Origin of the sequence: Pseudideonella sakaiensis (assembly GCF_048320135.1) — a bacterium.
GTDB lineage: Bacteria > Pseudomonadota > Gammaproteobacteria > Burkholderiales > Burkholderiaceae_C > Ideonella_A > Ideonella_A sakaiensis_A.
Map to the genome: position 1 here is coordinate 4,474,160 of NZ_CP182947.1, position 16,486 is coordinate 4,490,645.

The 16,486-nt window shown below is 66.4% G+C and carries 15 protein-coding genes; 12 read left to right on the forward strand and 3 right to left on the reverse strand.

The features are described from left to right. Positions 1-43 precede the first annotated feature (43 nt). A complete protein-coding gene (locus ACNH6H_RS20530; protein ID WP_418320148.1) occupies positions 44-1,081 on the reverse strand; it encodes a universal stress protein in 1,038 nt (345 codons plus the stop codon). 171 nt (positions 1,082-1,252) lie between these two features. Between ACNH6H_RS20530 and ACNH6H_RS20535 the strand changes: the two genes are divergently transcribed. The 9 genes from ACNH6H_RS20535 to ACNH6H_RS20575 all read left to right on the forward strand — a co-directional run bounded on the left by ACNH6H_RS20535 (position 1,253) and on the right by ACNH6H_RS20575 (position 12,813). After that, entirely contained in the window at positions 1,253-3,934 is a 2,682-nt protein-coding gene (locus ACNH6H_RS20535; RefSeq protein ID WP_418321432.1) for a LuxR C-terminal-related transcriptional regulator, read from the forward strand. Positions 3,935-4,193: 259 nt separating this feature from the next. Then, positions 4,194-5,042 carry a TauD/TfdA dioxygenase family protein gene (locus ACNH6H_RS20540; RefSeq protein WP_418321434.1) on the forward strand — a complete coding sequence of 283 codons (849 nt, stop codon included), beginning with the start codon at positions 4,194-4,196 and terminating at the stop codon, positions 5,040-5,042. A gap of 31 nt (positions 5,043-5,073) precedes the next feature. Then, positions 5,074-6,132: a 3-keto-5-aminohexanoate cleavage protein gene (locus ACNH6H_RS20545; RefSeq protein WP_418320149.1), complete on the forward strand. Its 1,059-nt coding sequence runs from the start codon at positions 5,074-5,076 to the stop codon at positions 6,130-6,132. Between the two features lie 32 nt (positions 6,133-6,164). Then, positions 6,165-7,148 carry a tripartite tricarboxylate transporter substrate binding protein gene (locus ACNH6H_RS20550; protein WP_418320150.1) on the forward strand — a complete coding sequence of 328 codons (984 nt, stop codon included), beginning with the start codon at positions 6,165-6,167 and terminating at the stop codon, positions 7,146-7,148. Between the two features lies 1 nt (position 7,149). After that, the gene (locus ACNH6H_RS20555) at positions 7,150-7,731 is read left to right on the forward strand and encodes an RBBP9/YdeN family alpha/beta hydrolase (RefSeq protein ID WP_418320151.1); all 582 of its coding nucleotides are present in this window, start codon (positions 7,150-7,152) and stop codon (positions 7,729-7,731) included. Positions 7,732-7,764: 33 nt separating this feature from the next. Then, positions 7,765-8,757 (forward strand): quinone oxidoreductase family protein, encoded by a 993-nt coding sequence (locus ACNH6H_RS20560; protein WP_418320152.1) that lies wholly within the window; start codon positions 7,765-7,767, stop codon positions 8,755-8,757. Positions 8,758-8,769: 12 nt separating this feature from the next. Continuing rightward, a complete protein-coding gene (locus tag ACNH6H_RS20565) occupies positions 8,770-10,095 on the forward strand; it encodes an MFS transporter (protein ID WP_418320153.1) in 1,326 nt (441 codons plus the stop codon). A gap of 41 nt (positions 10,096-10,136) precedes the next feature. After that, positions 10,137-11,780 carry a 3-(methylthio)propionyl-CoA ligase gene (locus ACNH6H_RS20570; RefSeq protein WP_418320154.1) on the forward strand — a complete coding sequence of 548 codons (1,644 nt, stop codon included), beginning with the start codon at positions 10,137-10,139 and terminating at the stop codon, positions 11,778-11,780. Positions 11,781-11,787: 7 nt separating this feature from the next. Then, positions 11,788-12,813, forward strand: a complete 1,026-nt coding sequence (locus tag ACNH6H_RS20575) for a YeiH family protein (RefSeq protein WP_418320155.1) — start codon at positions 11,788-11,790, stop codon at positions 12,811-12,813. A 102-nt stretch (positions 12,814-12,915) separates the two neighbouring features. Here the strand turns inward: ACNH6H_RS20575 and ACNH6H_RS20580 are convergent, their stop codons facing one another. Further along, a complete protein-coding gene (locus ACNH6H_RS20580) occupies positions 12,916-13,539 on the reverse strand; it encodes a tyrosine-type recombinase/integrase (protein ID WP_418320109.1) in 624 nt (207 codons plus the stop codon). 265 nt (positions 13,540-13,804) lie between these two features. Continuing rightward, complete coding sequence (locus ACNH6H_RS20585) at positions 13,805-13,984, reverse strand: DUF2798 domain-containing protein (protein ID WP_418320156.1); 180 nt, start codon at positions 13,982-13,984, stop codon at positions 13,805-13,807. 38 nt (positions 13,985-14,022) lie between these two features. Between ACNH6H_RS20585 and ACNH6H_RS20590 the strand changes: the two genes are divergently transcribed. The 3 genes from ACNH6H_RS20590 (at position 14,023) to ACNH6H_RS20600 (ending at position 16,485) form a co-directional block, all read left to right on the forward strand. Next, the gene (locus ACNH6H_RS20590) at positions 14,023-14,748 is read left to right on the forward strand and encodes a DUF4386 domain-containing protein (protein ID WP_418321436.1); all 726 of its coding nucleotides are present in this window, start codon (positions 14,023-14,025) and stop codon (positions 14,746-14,748) included. A gap of 426 nt (positions 14,749-15,174) precedes the next feature. Further along, on the forward strand, positions 15,175-15,492 hold the full coding sequence (locus ACNH6H_RS20595; protein WP_418320157.1) for a hypothetical protein: 318 nt from the start codon (positions 15,175-15,177) through the stop codon (positions 15,490-15,492). Between the two features lie 525 nt (positions 15,493-16,017). Then, positions 16,018-16,485, forward strand: coding sequence for a hypothetical protein (locus tag ACNH6H_RS20600; RefSeq protein ID WP_418320158.1), 468 nt, complete (start codon positions 16,018-16,020; stop codon positions 16,483-16,485). The last annotated feature ends 1 nt before the right edge of the window (position 16,486 follow it).

A 16,486-nucleotide genomic window follows, 5' to 3' on the forward strand; every position in this document is an offset into this window, starting at 1 on the left:
TCGGCTGCAGCCGCTTTTCTGCCCCCTCTTGGATGGGGGGCGGTCACGACGATGACGGCGTCGAATCGAGAACGCTCGCAAACAATTGCCGGCGGGCTTTGTCAATGTCGCCTGCTTCGGCAGAGTGGCGGTCGGCCCGGAACGCGCGGTCGATCTCGTTCCAGTCGCTGTCGCTCAGGTGCTGTTGTGCGGCCGGCAGGATCACGCCTTCTTCGCGCCCGAGGTGGTCCCACAGGAATCGCGCATAGTCCTGCACCGCTTCGTCCAGCAGGCATGTGGCCTCGACAGCGGCAGCGGCGTCGGCGCATTCGGCCAAGCGCTCCACGCTGGCCGCGAGTTCGGCGATCAGTTCATCGTCGCGCTGGTGCTGGCGCTGCAGTTCATCGAGTTCAGCATCGAAGGCGTCGGTGCGCGCACGCAAGCGGGCGAACAGGAAATCGTCTTCCTTCGGGTGGTGCCGGGTCGAAGGGAAATCCCGCAGATGACGCACGATCGCGCGCATTCTTGCCGCGTCGGCTCCCTTGCCGGCACGGCGTGCGGTGGCCAGCATCTGCATCCACCCATGCATCACCGCGGCCAGCGAGCGGTGTTCGTCGCGGATGATGCCGATCGCATGGGCCCGCGGTTTCGGGTCACCGGTGGCCGACACCAGCACCGGCAGCCCGGCATTCATCAGCACCAGCAGCGTCTCCGACGCCAGTGCCATGCCGAGCCGGCCACGGTGACCGTGCGACGCCATGAAGATCAGGTCGCAGCCGGTCGAACGTGCTGCCTCGATGATCGCCGTCGCCGGTTTTTCGCCGCTTCGCAGCAGCGAACTGCAGGGCACGCCCCAGGCGCGCGCGGCCGCCTCGGCCTTGGCCAGCAGTTCGCGCCCCTTGCCGCCGCAGCTGGCGCAATATTCGTCATGAGCCGTCAGTCGCAGCACCTCGGCATCGCTGCCCAGGTGGCGGGCCGGGTCGTCGGCAACGTGGAAGAAGGTGATGCGCGCGGCGACGGCGCGTGCCAGGCCGATGGCGTTGCCGATCACGTCGATGGACAGATCGCTGTCGTCGATCGGGACCAGAAGGTGGCGATACATGGTGGGCTCCGCAAGTATTGAGGCATGCGATGCGCGGCTCGTGGTGCGGCGAATCGTTGCTGCGAATCTACGGACCGCATCACGCGGCAGACCTACTCGCGAAGGGGGGGAAGCTCGGATTGGCGGCGCCCGGATGCGGTTAGCATGGAAAAGCGACTGCTGCCCCTGCCGATGACCCAGAACCAGTCCTCTGCCGGCCCCGCCGACGATCTGTTGCTGAAAGTGACCCCGCCGCGAGCGCCGCGGAATCTGGTGGCACGATCGCGCCTGACGATCGACGATGCGCGGCTGCGCGACGCACCGGTGGTGCTGGTGCAGGCGCCGGCCGGGTTCGGCAAGACCTCGCTGCTTGCGCAGTGGCGGCTCGAGCACCTGGCCCATGGCGCGGTGGTGGCCTGGGTGCTGGCGCAGGCCCACGACCACCCGAAGCGCCTCGTGCAGGCGCTGGCGTTGGCGGTCCGCAGCGGCGCGGCGCGGCCGGGTTTCGGCCACACGCTGCTCGAGTCGCCCGCTGCCAGCGCGATCGAAGGCGTCACCGACTGGCTGGCCGAGGTGGCGCAGAGTGCGATCGATCTGGTGGTATTCGTCGACGAGGTCGAGCGCCTGCCCGAAGCGACGCTCGAGGTGCTGACCTACCTCCTGCACAACGCACCGCCCAATCTGCGCGTCGTGCTGGCCGCACGCAGCGACTGCACGCTCGCACTCGACGATCTGATCGACTACGGCCATTGTGTCGTGGTCGGCCAGTCGATGCTGCGCCTGCAGCTCGCCGAGACGCTGGAACTGGTGCACAAGCGATACGGCAGTCAGTTCGACGACGATGCGGCCGCACGGCTGCACGACCTGACCGAAGGCTGGCCGCTCGGGCTGCAGCTGGTGCTGGCGGCGATGGCCGACGGCGGCGCTTCGCCGCTGGCCAGCCTGGCGCCAATGGCGCGCGATGGCGCACTTCGTGAGCACTTCATCGGCCTGATGCTGGCGCGGCTGGATCCCGCGGATGGCAATTTTCTGACCCGCATCGCCATCGTCGACGTGTTGCATCCCGACCTGTGCCGCGCCTTGATCGGCACTGACGACGCCGTCGACCGGCTGGCCTGGCTGGTTCGCGACACGCCGGTTTTTGTCGCGGTTGAAGGCGTCGAATGGCTGCGCATGCACAGCATGGCGCGCGACGTGCTGCGCGAGCGGTTCGTTTTGCTGCCGGCAGACGAACAGGCAGCACTGCACACACGGGCGGCCGACTGGCTGGCCGCAAGAGGTCTGCTCGAGCTCGCCGCCGGCCACGCACTCGACGCCGGCCTGAACGACCGTGCCTATGAACTGGCGGAGCGCAGCCTGTATGGCTCGTTGATGACGCGCGGCCAACAGAGCAGCGTGCTCGAGTGGCTGGAGCGGCTGCCACCGGCGGAACTGGACCGGCGCCCGCGCCTGCTGCTAGCGGCAGCCTGGTCGCTCGCCTTGAGCGAGCGCCACGACGAAGCCGGCCGGCTGGTCGAACGCATTCTTGCGCAGCCCGATGTCGACGCCACGCTGCAATGCGAGTGTTCGCAGATTCTGAGCGGCGCGGCGGTATTCGCCGATGATCCCGATCGATTTGCGATGCTGCACGACCGCTGGGGTGACACGCCACCGTTGCGAGATCCGCTGCTGTTGAAGATCCATGCGAATCGATCGGCATTCCGGCTGCTGCTGGAGGGTGAGCCGGAGCAGGCGCGCCTGCGCGAGCACAGGGAGCTGTCCGGTGCGTCGCCATCGACGCTGGCCTATGTCAGCCGCTGGGGCGACCTGATTGTCGGCCTGACCTATCTTTGGGAAGGGCAGGTGCTGCTCGCCGAGCGTCAACTTCGCCCGGCACTCGCCCAGGCCGAAGCCGAACTCGGCCGGCGCAGCCGGTTTGCGACGATGCTCGGCGCATTGCTCGCATCGGCCGTCTGGGAACGCAACCAGCCGGCCGACGCCGCCGCGCTGATGGCGAATCGACTCGACGTGCTCGAGCGCAGCGGCTTGCCCGAGACGGTTCTGCTCGGCTACCGCACGATGGCGCGCATGGCCGCCGCGCAAGGTGCGGAAAATCGCGCGCTCGAACTGCTCGGAGCGATGTTTGCGGTCGGAGTATCGCGGCGCCTGCCGCGGTTGTGCATCGCCAGTCTGGCCGATCAGGTGCGGTTGCACGCGCGGCGCTTTCGTCCGGAAACCTGTCGCGAACTGTGTGGGCGCATCGACGGCCTGCTCGCCGACCCCGCCGCGCCGACCGGGCGGCTGTGGCGGCGCAGTGTCTCGCTGCTGCGCGAGCTGGCATTTGCTTACGCTGCAGTTGCGGCGCAGGATTGGCGCAAGGCAATTGAACCGCTGGAACATGCCGACGCGCTGGCGCAGCAGCTGAAACAGGGGCGCGTTCACATCGAGATGCTCGGCCTGCGCGCCTTCGCGCTCGATCGTTGTGGCGAACGGTCGGCTGCCGGCTTGCTGCGCGAGGCCGCCGGGCTGGCGCAGGCCTACGGTCTGCTGCGCGTTTTCGACGATGCGCATCCGGCACTCGGCGATTGGGCACGCCAGTCGCTCGATCCGGCGGTCGAGGCCGGTCCGCTGGCGGCGCCGCTGCGTGCGCCGCCACCGCTGGCAGAGCCGGCACGACCCCGAGCCCAGCCGAGCATGGCGTTGACACCGAAGGAACGCGAGGTGCTGGAATTGCTGACGCGCAACCTGTCGAACAAGGAAATTGCGCTGGCGATGCAGGTCGGCGAGGCCACGATCAAGTGGCACATGAAAAACCTGTTCGCCAAGCTCGACGCCGGCACCCGCAAACAGGTGGTGCAGCGCGCGCGCATCCTCGGGCTGCTCGAATCCGGCTGAGTCGGCCACGGGGGCTCCGCCCGGTCCGTCGATCTCGGCCGCGGCAGCCGCGGCGCCGCCCACTCCTTGCATCTCCCCCCTCCACGGGTAGGGGGGAATTGCCATCGGGCAGAACTAATCTTCAGTCATCGCCAGCGGCCGTCGGTTCGCTGGACAAGAACAGGAGACAAACCCCATGGATACGGACACGACCCTTTCCCCGGCCCGGGCCCCGGCCCCGGCCCCGGCCATCATCCGCGCTGGATCGCTCACCAATTCGATCAGGGTCGAGCCGCTGACCTGCGCGATCGGCGCGGAGTTGTCCAACGTCGATCTCGGCGTGGCCTCGCGAGATCTCGGACTGGTGGCCGAGATCCGCCGCCTGCTGCTCGAGCACAAGGTGCTGTTCTTCCGCGACCAGGACATCAGCCGGGCTGAGCATGTGGCGTTTGCTCGCCACTTCGGCGATCTGGAAGACCACCCGGTGGCCGGCAGCGACCCCGAGCATCCGGGGCTGGTTCGCATCTACAAGACGCCCGATTCGCCGAACGACCGCTACGAGAACGCCTGGCACAGCGACGCGACCTGGCGGGAGAAGCCGCCGATGGGTTGCGTGCTGCGCTGCGTCGAATGCCCACCGGTCGGCGGCGACACGATGTGGGCCAACATGGCGCTGGCCTACGAAAGGCTGCCCGATCAGGTCAAGCAGCAGATCGCCGACCTGCGCGCCCGGCATTCGATCGAGGCCAGCTTCGGCGCCGCGATGCCGGCCGACAAGCGGCTCGCGCTGCACGCACAGTTTCCCGACGCCGAGCACCCGGTGGTGCGCACCCACCCCGAAACCGGCGAGAAGGTGTTGTTCGTCAATGCCTTCACCACCCATTTCACGAACTACCACACGCCCGACAAGGTGCGCGTCGGCCAGGACTACACACATGGCGCGTCGGACCTGCTGCGTTACCTGATCAGCCAGGCCGCGATTCCCGAGTACCAGGTGCGCTGGCGCTGGAAACCCCATTCGATGGCGATGTGGGACAACCGCTCGACCCAGCATTACGCGGTGATGGACTACCCGCCGTGCCACCGCAAGATGGAACGCGCCGGGATCATTGGCGACGCCACTTTCTGACCCCCCTTCCCACAATCAGACAGGACACACCATGAACTTCCTCGACGGCTCGCTTTTTCCCGAAAACCAGGACAAGCTGGTCATCACCGCCGCGCCATACGGCCCCGAATGGGTCCCTGCGGATTTTCCGGAAGACATTCCGGTGACGATGGAGCAGCAGATCCAGAAGGCGGTCGACTGCTACAACGCCGGCGCCACCGTGCTTCACCTTCATGTGCGCGAACTCGACGGCAAGGGCAGCAAGAAGCTGTCGAAGTTCAATGAACTGATCGCCGGTGTGCGCGCCGCGGTCCCGGAAATGATCATCCAGGTCGGCGGCTCGATCTCGTTCGCGCCGGAGACCGAAGGCGCCGCCGCCAAGTGGCTGTCCGACGACACCCGCCACATGCTGGCCGAACTCGACCCGAAGCCGGATCAGGTGACGGTCACGGTCAATACCTCGCAGATGAATGTGCCGGAGCAGTTCGACTTCCGCGACATCGCCGGCACATCACTCGCCGAACCGGACAATTTCGCCGCCTACTCGAACATGGTCGTGCCGTCGACGCCGAGCTTCTTCGAGGAGCATGTCCGGCGCCTTTCCGCCCGCGGCATCCAGAGCGCATTCCAGTTCTACAACATCAACAGCTTCGAGACGGTCGAACGCCTGATCCGCCGCGGCATCTACAAGGGCCCGCTGGTGTGCAACTGGGTTGCGATCGGCGGCGGCATGGACCAGCCGACGATCTACAGCATGGCGAATTTCGTCCGCGCGATTCCCGACGGCGCGATGCTGACGGTCGAGAGCAGCATGCGCAACGTGTTGCCGATCAACATGATCGGTCTGGTGATGGGCCTGCATGTGCGCTGTGGCATCGAGGACAACCTCTGGAACCAGTCCCGCACCGAGAAGATGTCGACCGTCAGGCAGATCGAGCAGCTGGTTCGTATCAGCCGCGAATTCGGCCGCGAGGTGGCAACGGCCAAGGAGGCGCGCGGGATCTGCAAGATCGGCGTGTTCTACGACAGCGTCGAGGAGACGCTGGCCGCCAATGGCTTTGCACCGAACCGCAACGGCGGCCACCAGGGATTCCTGCGCAAGGCGGCGTGAGCGCCGTGCGCACTCGAAAGATGGAGAACCCCATGTCCGGACCACCGATTCTCCTGCGGCCGATGAAAGCGCTGGCGGCCGCGCTGGCGATCGCCGCCGCGCCGCTGGCGGCGAATGCCTGGACCGACAAACCGGTCAGGATCCTGGTGCCGGCGCCGGCGGGCGGCACCGCCGACATCGTTGCGCGGGTCGTCGCCGATGCCGTGTCGGCCGAGATCGGCCAGCCGGTGATCGTCGAGAACAAGCCGGGTGCCGGTGGCGCGATCGCGGTGCAGGCACTGCGCAGCGCGCCGGCCGACGGCCAGACGCTGCTGATCGCTGCCAGCAACATCCTCACCGAAGTGCCGCTGGTGATGAAGACCAGTTTCGATCCGGTCAAGGACGTCAAGCCGGTGACGATGGTCGGCCGCGCCAATCTGGTGCTGGTCGCCGGCGCTCACGCCCGCGACCTGAAGGGCCTGATCGGCCACCTGAAGTCGCACAACGGCGGACAGGGCAGCTTTGCGTCCTATACCGCGGGCACCAGCTCGCACTATGCCGGCCTGATCTTCTCGAAGAAGGCCAGGCTCGACCTGACCCACATCCCTTACCCGGGGTCGCCGCCGGCGCTGCAGAACCTGATGGGCGGCCAGGTCGATATCATGTTCGACGGCATGCCGACCGCGCTGCCGCTGGTCAAGGCGGGCAAGCTCGTCGCCTATGGCGTAACCGCGAAAACCCGCTCGGTACACCTGCCCAACGTGCCGACGATGGCCGAGCAGGGCTTTGCCGAGATCGAATTCTCGAACTGGCTCGGCACCATCGTGTCGTCCGAGCTGCCGGCCGATCTGATGTCGCGCATCAACATCGCCACCGTCAAGGCGGTGATGACGCCGAAGGTGCGTGACCGGCTGGTCGCCGCCGGCTTCGAGCCGGCGGTCAGCGACAGCCCCGACAAGCTGGCACAAAGCGTCAAGGCCGATTACAAGCGCAATGCGCAGATCGTCAAGACCTTCGGCATCACGCTGAACCAATGACATGAGCACCATCCTGATCATCCCCGGGCTGCGCGACGCCGTCGCGCAGCATTGGCAGACGCTGCTGGAAGCGCGGCTGCGTGCCGATGGGCGCTCGGTGGCCAGCGTACCGGCCATGGGCCGTGCCGATCTCGATTGCGCCGCCAAGGTCGCGGCGATCGAAGGGGTCGCGCAAGCGATTGCCGGGCCGATCGTGCTCGTTGCGCACAGTGGCGGCTGCATCATGCTCGCGCATTGGGCGCAACAGACCCGGCGCGAGGTGCAGGGGGCGCTGCTGGCGGCGCCGCCCGATTTCGAGCAGCCGATGCCAGAAGGTTATCCGACGCTGGCCCAGCTCGATGCCGCCGGCTGGCTGCCGGTGCCGCGCCGGCCGCTGCCATTCCGCTCGATCGTCGGCGCAAGCCGCAACGATCCGCTCGCCCACTTTGACCGCATTGCCGAACTGGCGGCGTGCTGGGGCAGTGAGCTGGTCGACCTCGGCGAGGTCGGCCACCTGAATCCGGCATCCGGTTTCGGCGAATGGCCGCAGGCGGACACCTTCATCGAACGGCTCAGCCAGCCGGCCCATGCGGCCAGCGCCTGAGTCGACATCGAACAACATCAAGGAGACACCATCATGGCCAAGGCCATCCGTATTTATCAGACCGGCGGACCCGAGGTGCTGCAGCTCGAGACCGTCGAGGTCGGCGAGCCCGGCCCGGGTCAGGCCCGTGTGCGCCACAGCTATGTGGCGGTCAATTTCATCGACATCTATTTCCGCACCGGGCGTTATCCGCATCCGCTGCCAGCGGGGCTGGGCAGTGATGCGGTCGGCGTCGTCGAGGCGGTCGGCGACGGTGTCACCGACATCAAGCCCGGCGACCGCGTCGGTTATCTGCTCGGACCGCAGGGTGCCTATGCGGACGTTCGCGTGATGCCTGCCGATGTGCTGATCCCGATTCCCGATGGGGTCACAGACCGTACTGCTTCCACCTTGATGATGAAGGGCTTGACCGCGCAATACCTGTTCCGCCAGGTCCACCCGCTGCACGGCGGTGAAACCATCCTCTACCACGCCGCGGCCGGCGGAGTCGGATCGGTCGCCAGCCAATGGGCGAGGGCGATCGGCGTGACGATGATAGGCACCGTCAGCACCGAAGCCAAGGCCGAGGTCGCGCGCGCCAATGGGTGTGCGCATGTGATCGTCACCGGCGGCATGACGCCCGACGACATGGCGCGCGAGATCCCGCGCCAGGTGAAGGAAATCACCGGCGGCAAGGGCGTGCCGGTGGTCTACGACTCGGTCGGCAAGGACACGTTGATGGCGTCGCTCGACAGCCTGCAGCCACGCGGCACGCTGGTCAGCAACGGCACCACATCGGGGCCGGTGGTGGTCGACACCACGCTGCTCGCGGTCAAGGGCTCGATCTGGCTGACGCGACCGGCGATGGTTCATTACGCGACGCCGCGTGCCCACATGCTCGAGATGGCGCGTGAACTTTTCGATCATGTGCTGGCCGGACGCATCAGCGGCGAGCCGAACCAGCAGTTCGCGCTCGACCAAGCGGCCGACGCACACCGCGCACTCGAGTCGCGCCGCACCACCGGCGCCACCGTGCTGGTGCCATAGGGGGCCAGGACCATGGACCTGCACGCCCTCGAACGCAGCCCGCGTGAAGACGACTACCTGGCCGGTCCGCGCGCCGCGTGGTTCGCCTTCGCAATGACGCTGGCATTGATGGTCTTCGACTATGTCGATCGCCAGATCATCGTTTCGCTGTTTCCCTTCATCAAGGCCGAGTGGGGGCTGTCGGACAAGCAGCTCGGTGCCCTGGTTTCGGTGGTGTCGATCACGGTGGCACTCGGCGCCTTGCCGATCGCGCTGATTGCAGACCGCGCGAGCCGGGTCAAGAGCATCGTCGCGATGGCGACGATCTGGAGCCTGGCAACGATCTCGTGTGTGTGGGCACGCAGCTATGGCGCGCTGCTCGCCGCGCGCGCCGTCGTCGGCCTCGGCGAGGCCGGCTACGGCTCGGTCGGCGCGGCGCTGATCTCCAGCCACTTTCCGTCGCGCATGCGCGGTGCGCTGCTCGCCGGCTTCTTCGCATCGGCGTCTGTCGGCTCGGTGCTCGGCGTGCTGGCCGGCGGTTACATCGCCAGTCATTGGGGCTGGAAGGCGGCCTTCGGTGTCGTCGGCGTGCCCGGGCTGCTGCTTGCGCTGCTGTACCTGAAGGTGCGCGACTACCGCACCGTCGAACTCGCTCCCGGACTGGATGCCAAGCGACGTTCGCTCGGCGAGGCGACGCTGCATATCGTCAGGCTGCTGTCGCGCTCGCGCACGATGTTGTGGGTGTGCATAGGCGGCGCCGCGCAGCTGATCGTCGTATCGGCCTTGTGGTCATGGCTGCCCAGCTTCCTCAACCGGGTCCACGGCATCGCCCCGGCGCAGGCCGGCGCGAAGGCGGCACTGGTCGTGCTGGCCGGTGCCGCAGGCAGCGTGATCTGGGGCATGGTGATCGACCGCGCGGGGCAGAGCCAGCCGCGCCGCAAGCTCGCGGTGCTGGCCCTGCTGTGCCTGGCTTCGATGGGTGTGTTGACCTACGCCTTCGGCGGCGCCCACGAGCCGCAGGCACAGTTCGCATGGATCGCGCTCGGCGGCTTCATTGCGACCTGCAGCGTCGGTCCGGTGTCGGCGATCGTCATCGACGTCATCCACCCCGGCGTGCGGGCGACAGGCGCGTCGGTGCTGGCGCTGTTCCAGAACCTGTTCGGCCTGGCTGCCGGCCCGTTCCTGGTCGGTATGTTGTCCGACGGCATCGGCCTGCAGTCCGCATTGACCGTGGTGCCGCTCGCCAGCGTGCTGGCCGCAGGCGCCTTCCTGCTCGCCGGACGCAGCTACGAGGCCGACAAGGCGCGTGCTGCCGAGCCTATCGACACCACGCACCGGTATGCGCCGGCGGCGGCTTGAGATTCCTTTCGATCCATCCAACTTTTCAAGGCAGAACCCCCATGAACGGACTGATGCAACAGCAGCAACTGCTGATCTCCAACCTGCTCGTGCACGCCGAGCGTCACCACGGCGAGCAGCAGATCGTTTCGCGCCGTGTCGAAGGCGACATCCACCGATATACCTACCGCGAACTGGCGCAGCGCTCGCGCCGTGCCGCCAACGCAATCAAGGCGCTCGGCGTGAAGTTCGGCGATCGCGTCGGCACGCTGGCCTGGAATGGCTACCGGCACATGGAGCTGTATTACGGCGTCTCCGGTTCGGGTTCGGTGCTGCATACGCTGAATCCGCGCCTGCACCCGGACCAGGTGGTGTGGATTGCCGACCATGCCGAGGACCAGGTGCTGTTCTTCGACCTGAGCTTCCTGCCGCTGATCGAGGCGGTGGCCTCGCGCGTCAAGACGATCCGGCATTTCGTCGCGCTGACCGACCGCGCCCACATGCCGGCCTCGACGAAAGTGCCGAACCTGCTGTGTTACGAGGAACTGCTGGCCGATGCGTCGCCCAAGTTCGACTGGCCGGAATTCGATGAAAACACCGCCTCGTCGCTGTGCTACACGTCCGGGACGACAGGCAACCCGAAAGGCGCGCTGTACAGCCATCGATCGACGCTGCTGCATACCTACGCAGCGGCCTTGCCCGATGCGCTCGACTGCTCGGCGCGCGACGTGATCCTGCCGGTGGTGCCGATGTTCCACGTCAACGCCTGGGGCCTGCCTTATGTCGGCTGCATGGTCGGCGCCAAACTCGTCTACCCCGGCCCGGCGCTCGACGGCAAGAGCCTGTACGAATTGTTCGAGAGCGAAGGCGTCACCGTCTCGGCCGGCGTGCCGACCGTCTGGCAAGGTCTGCTCGGCCATGTCGAGGCCAACGACCTGAAATTCAGCACCATGCGCCGCACCATCATCGGCGGCTCGGCCTGCCCGCCGGCGATGATGACGGCGTTCCAGCAGCAGCACGATGTGCAAGTGCTGCACGCCTGGGGCATGACCGAGATGAGCCCGCTCGGCACCGTGTGCACCCTGAAACCCAGGCACGCGGCGATGAAAACCGACGAGCGCATGGCGGTACAGGCCAAGCAGGGCCGCGCGGTCTTCGGCGTCGACATGAAAATCGTCGATGCCGACGGCAACGAACTGCCGATGGACGGCAAGGCGAGCGGCGAATTGATGGTGCGTGGCCCCTGGGTCATCGCCAGCTATTTCAAGGGCGACGGCGGTGACCCGATCGTCGAGGATGGCCAGGGCCGCGGCTGGTTCCCGACCGGCGACGTCAGCACCATCGACGGCGATGGCTACATGCAGATCACCGACCGCGCGAAGGACGTGATCAAGTCCGGCGGCGAGTGGATAGGTTCGATCGATCTGGAGAATATCGCGATGGCGCATCCCGCGGTCGCGATGGCCGCCTGCATCGCCGCCAGGCATCCGAAGTGGGACGAGCGGCCGTTGCTGGTGGTGGTGAAGAAGCCGGGTGCCGAGCTCGGACGCGACGAGATGCTGGGCTTCTTCGACGGCAAGATCGCGAAGTGGTGGACGCCGGACGACGTCGTTTTCGTCGACGCGATCCCGCTCGGCGCGACCGGCAAGATGCAGAAGAACAAGCTGCGCGAGCAGTTCGCCGACTACCAGCTGCCGACCGCCTGAGACCGTCATGACCACACTGACGATGCGCGCCGGCCAGGCGCAGGCCCAGGTGCGAACGCTGTTCCCCGGCGTGCTGGCGTGCATCGTCGTCGCCGCGGCTGCTTCCTTCCTGTCGGAGCACTACGGTGCGCCGGTGATGCTGTTTGCGCTGCTTCTCGGCATGGCGATGAATTTCCTCGCCGCCGACGGCGCCTGCAAGCCGGGCATCGAATTCACCGCCCGGCAGGTCTTGCGCATCGGTGTGGCCTTGCTCGGCCTGCGCATCACGCTCGGCCAGATTGTCGAACTGGGTTGGCAGCCGGTGGCCATCATCGTCGTGTCGGTCGTGCTGACGATTGCGGTGTCGATGGTCGCGGCCCGGCTGATGGGCTTTCAGTCGCTGTTCGGCTTGCTGAGCGGCGGCGCCACCGCGATCTGTGGTGCCTCGGCCGCGCTCGCGCTGGCCGCGGCATTGCCCAACCATCCACTGAAGGAACGCGCAACGCTGTTCACCGTGATCGGCGTCTCGGCGCTGTCGACGCTGGCAATGATCGTTTATCCAATGCTCGCGCAACTGCTCGGCCTCGATCCGCGCCTGGCCGGCATCTTTCTCGGCGCGACCATCCACGACGTCGCCCAGGTAGTCGGCGCCGGCTACAGCCTGTCCAAGGAAACCGGTGACGTGGCGACCTTCGTCAAGTTGATGCGGGTGGCGATGCTGGTGCCGGTGATCGTTTTTGCGGTGATGCTGGTGCGGATGCGCAACCGCGAAGCCGGCGCAAGCACCGGCCCGCGCCCGCCGCTGTTGCCGTGGTTTGCGGTCGGCTTCGCGCTGCTGGTTGTGATCAACAGCACCGGCTGGCTGCCGCAGGCGCTGACTCAGGCCGGCAGTGAATTTTCCCGCTGGTGCCTGATGGCGTCGATCGCCGGCATCGGCATGAAAACGCAGCTGAAGGAACTGGTCACCGTCGGCATCCGCCCAGTGTTGCTGATGATCGGAGAGACCGTCTTCCTGGTGGTGCTGGTCATTGCGCTGCTGCATTGGACACGCTGAGTCGCGATTCACGCCGAGACTGCCAGTTCGACCATGCGCCACATTTCAGCATTGGACGCGGCCACCCCGGGTACAGGGCTCGGGATGGCCGCTGCAACATGCTCAAATTTCAGTCTGCTCCGATATCTCAAGGGCGTCATCGACTTCGATTCCGAGGTATCGAACCGTCGACTCGAGCTTCGAGTGCCCAAGCAGCAACTGCACGGCGCGCAGGTTCTTGGTGCGTCGGTAGATCAGTGTTGCCTTGGTCCTGCGCATCGAGTGCGTCCCGTACTCGGCGCGGTCCAGGCCGAGTTCATCGACCCAGTGCCCGAGGATCCGGGCGTACTGTCGGGTTCCCAGATGGGGCGAGTCGTGCAGGCGGCTCGGGAACAAGAATTCATCTGACTTCAGCCCGGCCTGCTTGATCCAGGCGTGCAGGACATCCCGGGTTGCCTGCGTGATTTCGAACTGGACCGGGCGCTGCGTCTTGTGCTGCATGACGACGGCGCGCGTCGCCACCTGATCGCCATGACACACGTCCCGGACCTTCAGCGCGACGAGGTCACAGCCGCGCAGCTTGCTGTCGATGCCGAGGTTGAACAGGGCGAGTTCGCGCACCCGTCCCTCCATCTGGAGGCGGACGCGCAGCGCCCAGATGTCCTTGAGCTTGAAGGGCGCCTTTTGCCCCACGAGCTTGCCCTTGTTCCAAGGCTCGCGATGAACGGGGTTGCCTGTGGTTCCCATGATGGTCTCCCATCGAGTTGAGGGCTCCACAGGATGCTCTTCGGAACAGACCCGTTGCCGCGTTGCCTGGTCGCTTTCGGAGAGGAGCCACCATTTCCCGCCGAGTGGCATCCTGACGTGCCGGCGAACTGTCAGTCTCGGCCAGGAGCTGCCGGTGATGAACGGCGACCTCCGAGCATCGGACCTGCTCGTCTGCACAGCATTGGGCGACTGGTGGGATCACGGCCGTTAGAGCGTGGAGCGCGGCTGACGGTCGCAGGGGTCATCATGGCTGCGACACGAGGCGGGCCTCGAACCGGTGCGTCACTGGTGCCGTTTGTAGCACGGCGCGGAATGCCACCAGCCAGGGGGCCAGCCAAGCACCGCGCCAAGTGGACGCGAATCCCGATTCAAGACCTGCGGCGCGCATCGCTGAACTGGACACGATCGCTTCGACCGCCGACATTTCAGGCAAGCCCCGGAAAGGATTGAGCAGTGACGGCAATGACGGCGCGCGAGGCGCAAGCTGTGGCCCGGATCGCGGGATATGGCTATCTGACGATCTTCGTCCTGGCGATCCTCGCCAACTTCTTTGTCTTGGGGCCACTCGGTGTGCGCGGCGACGCTGCGGCCACCGCAGCGAACATCGCGGCTTCCGAGCCTCTGTACCGGGCCGGCGTCGCTGCGTTCGTCGTTGTCCTGATCGCCGACCTCGTGGTCGGCTGGGCGCTGTTTGTGACGCTGCTTCCGGCAGGAGCGCACTTGTCAGTTCTGATGCTGATGTTCCGCGCCGCCTACACGATTGCGCACATCGGCGTTGTGCTGAGCCTGTTGGGCGCATTGAGTTTCGCCACAGCGCCTGCCTGGGTGGACGCGTTGGGGGCCGGGTCACCGGTCTTGGCCTACCATTTCCTTGCCAGTCACGGCCTCGGCTTCAAGGTCACACTGATTTTTTTCGGCGTGCACCTGCTGCTGCTGGGCACGCTGATCGCGCGCGCACCCTACATGCCGACGGCGATCGGCTGGCTTGCGGGCGCCGCAGGCGTGGCCTACCTTGCCGACGGTTTCGGGACCATCCTGCTGGGTTCGTACGGGGCCTATGCCAGTGCGGCTTCGGCGGTCGTCATCATCACTGCCATCACTGGCGAGGGTGCGCTGATGCTGTGGTTGATGATTCGGGGCGTGAACAAGGCGCTGTATCCGGAGAGCTCGCGCAAGCCATCCATCTGAAGCCTGCACTGAATCTGGCGTCGCCGCCGGCGGGACGGACGGGCAGCATCGCCTGTCTTCTTGTTGAGACGCCAACGGTGCCGCGGCGATCACAGCCAGCCGGGGACTGCTGTGCGGCCAGCACGGGACGTCACCTCAGGATCAGTCGCAGACAGGTGATGCTGCACAGTGGGCATCGGACGCCGCAGAGGCTACTTCCGCTTGGGGTCGGGAGGAGCCGCGCGACGCCGGTGGGCGCGCGCTGCCGCGTGATGTCGATCCTTTGGAGCGACGCCGCCCATCGTTCCGACCGAGCCGATCTCCACCCTGGTGCGAGTGGTGGTGGACGGGTCACAGGATTGCTCCCCGACGCCGACCTAGAATGCTTCCAATCCCTAGAATGGCCGCATGACCACCGAGCCCACCCCCGCCCGTCGACCAGTCCGCATGCTGCTGGCGCTGCTCGCGCTCAGCAGCGCGCTCGCCGGCTGCGCCGGGATTGGCTTCGGCATCGGTGTGCCGCTGGTCCCGGGCGTCTCAATCGGCGTGGGCGTCGGCGGGGGCGGCGTCAACGTCGGTGTCGGCGCAGGCGCAGGCCCCTTCGGCGTGGGCGTCGGCGTCAACCAGCGTGGCCAGGTCAGCGGCGGAGTCGGCGTGGGTGCCAGCGTGCCGATGGGCGGCGCGCGAGTGGGTGCCGGCGTCGGGGTCGGCACCGTGCTGCACGACCCGCAACGCGACCGGCGCGAGCCCGTCTACGGCCCGTGAGCGTCTGACACGCCAAGGCGCGCTGGCTGCATTTCCCCCACGCGCCGCAACGGCGCGAAGGTTCAGGCTTCGGGCGTCGATGGACCCGGACCCGGTCTCTGGATCCGCAAAATCTTGCGACGCCGCATCAGGTTGGCGATTGACCACCCATCTTCACCTTGCCACCTGCACCCTAGCGATCGCGGCGGCCAGCAATGCAGCAGGAAGCGACCCGGCGCCCGCAAGTGCAGGCGGGCTGTACCCAACGGGCACGAAGAACGCGGCAATCGTAGTGGCCTGTGCGTCGCGGCCACCTGTTGTGATCTCGGTGGTCCATGTGCCGTCGAGCCGTATGTTGGTCAGTGGCTGCGCAAAGGTCGGCTTCCTGGCGCGGCCCCGAACTCGCGGAGCCGGCCAGTTGCAGTCGTGCGCCAAGGCCAGTTTGCGGAAGCTCGGCTATGGTCATGGCGTCTAATGGATTCGCCCCTCGACACAGAAGTCGCAGGCGTCAAACGGGGCGGCCGTGGCGATGTACGATCGTCACTTATGGACGTGTTCTACTACTGGAAAGACTTGGTGACCGACGTGAAGTCCGGTCGAGTGGGCCGTTTTAGATCGGCCAAGGAACGGCTTGAAGAGTTGCAAGCAGGATGTCCCAGCTACATATGGGCATTCAAGACTCCGCCTGGTCGAAAGGGCGAACTCCAGCTCTTCGCGCGCATGGTCTGGTCTGACAAACCTCTCGTCGCGTTCGTTCCAATGGCAGGTGATACACACATCTTTTATGACCCGGATCATCCTCACTCGGTGTGGTTTGATGGGTCAGACAGCGACCGCGCGATCGCCGAGGTGACTCGGTGGGTTCGGGGTCACATCCCTGTCGCGCATGCTTCAAACTTCCAGGGCATGAATGGTCAACACGCCATGCGGGGTGCTGTGGTGGCGGATCTACAGAAGCTATCGGCCAGCCTTGGAAAACGCCCATTTCGCCAGGGCATTGGCACTGCCGCCTAGT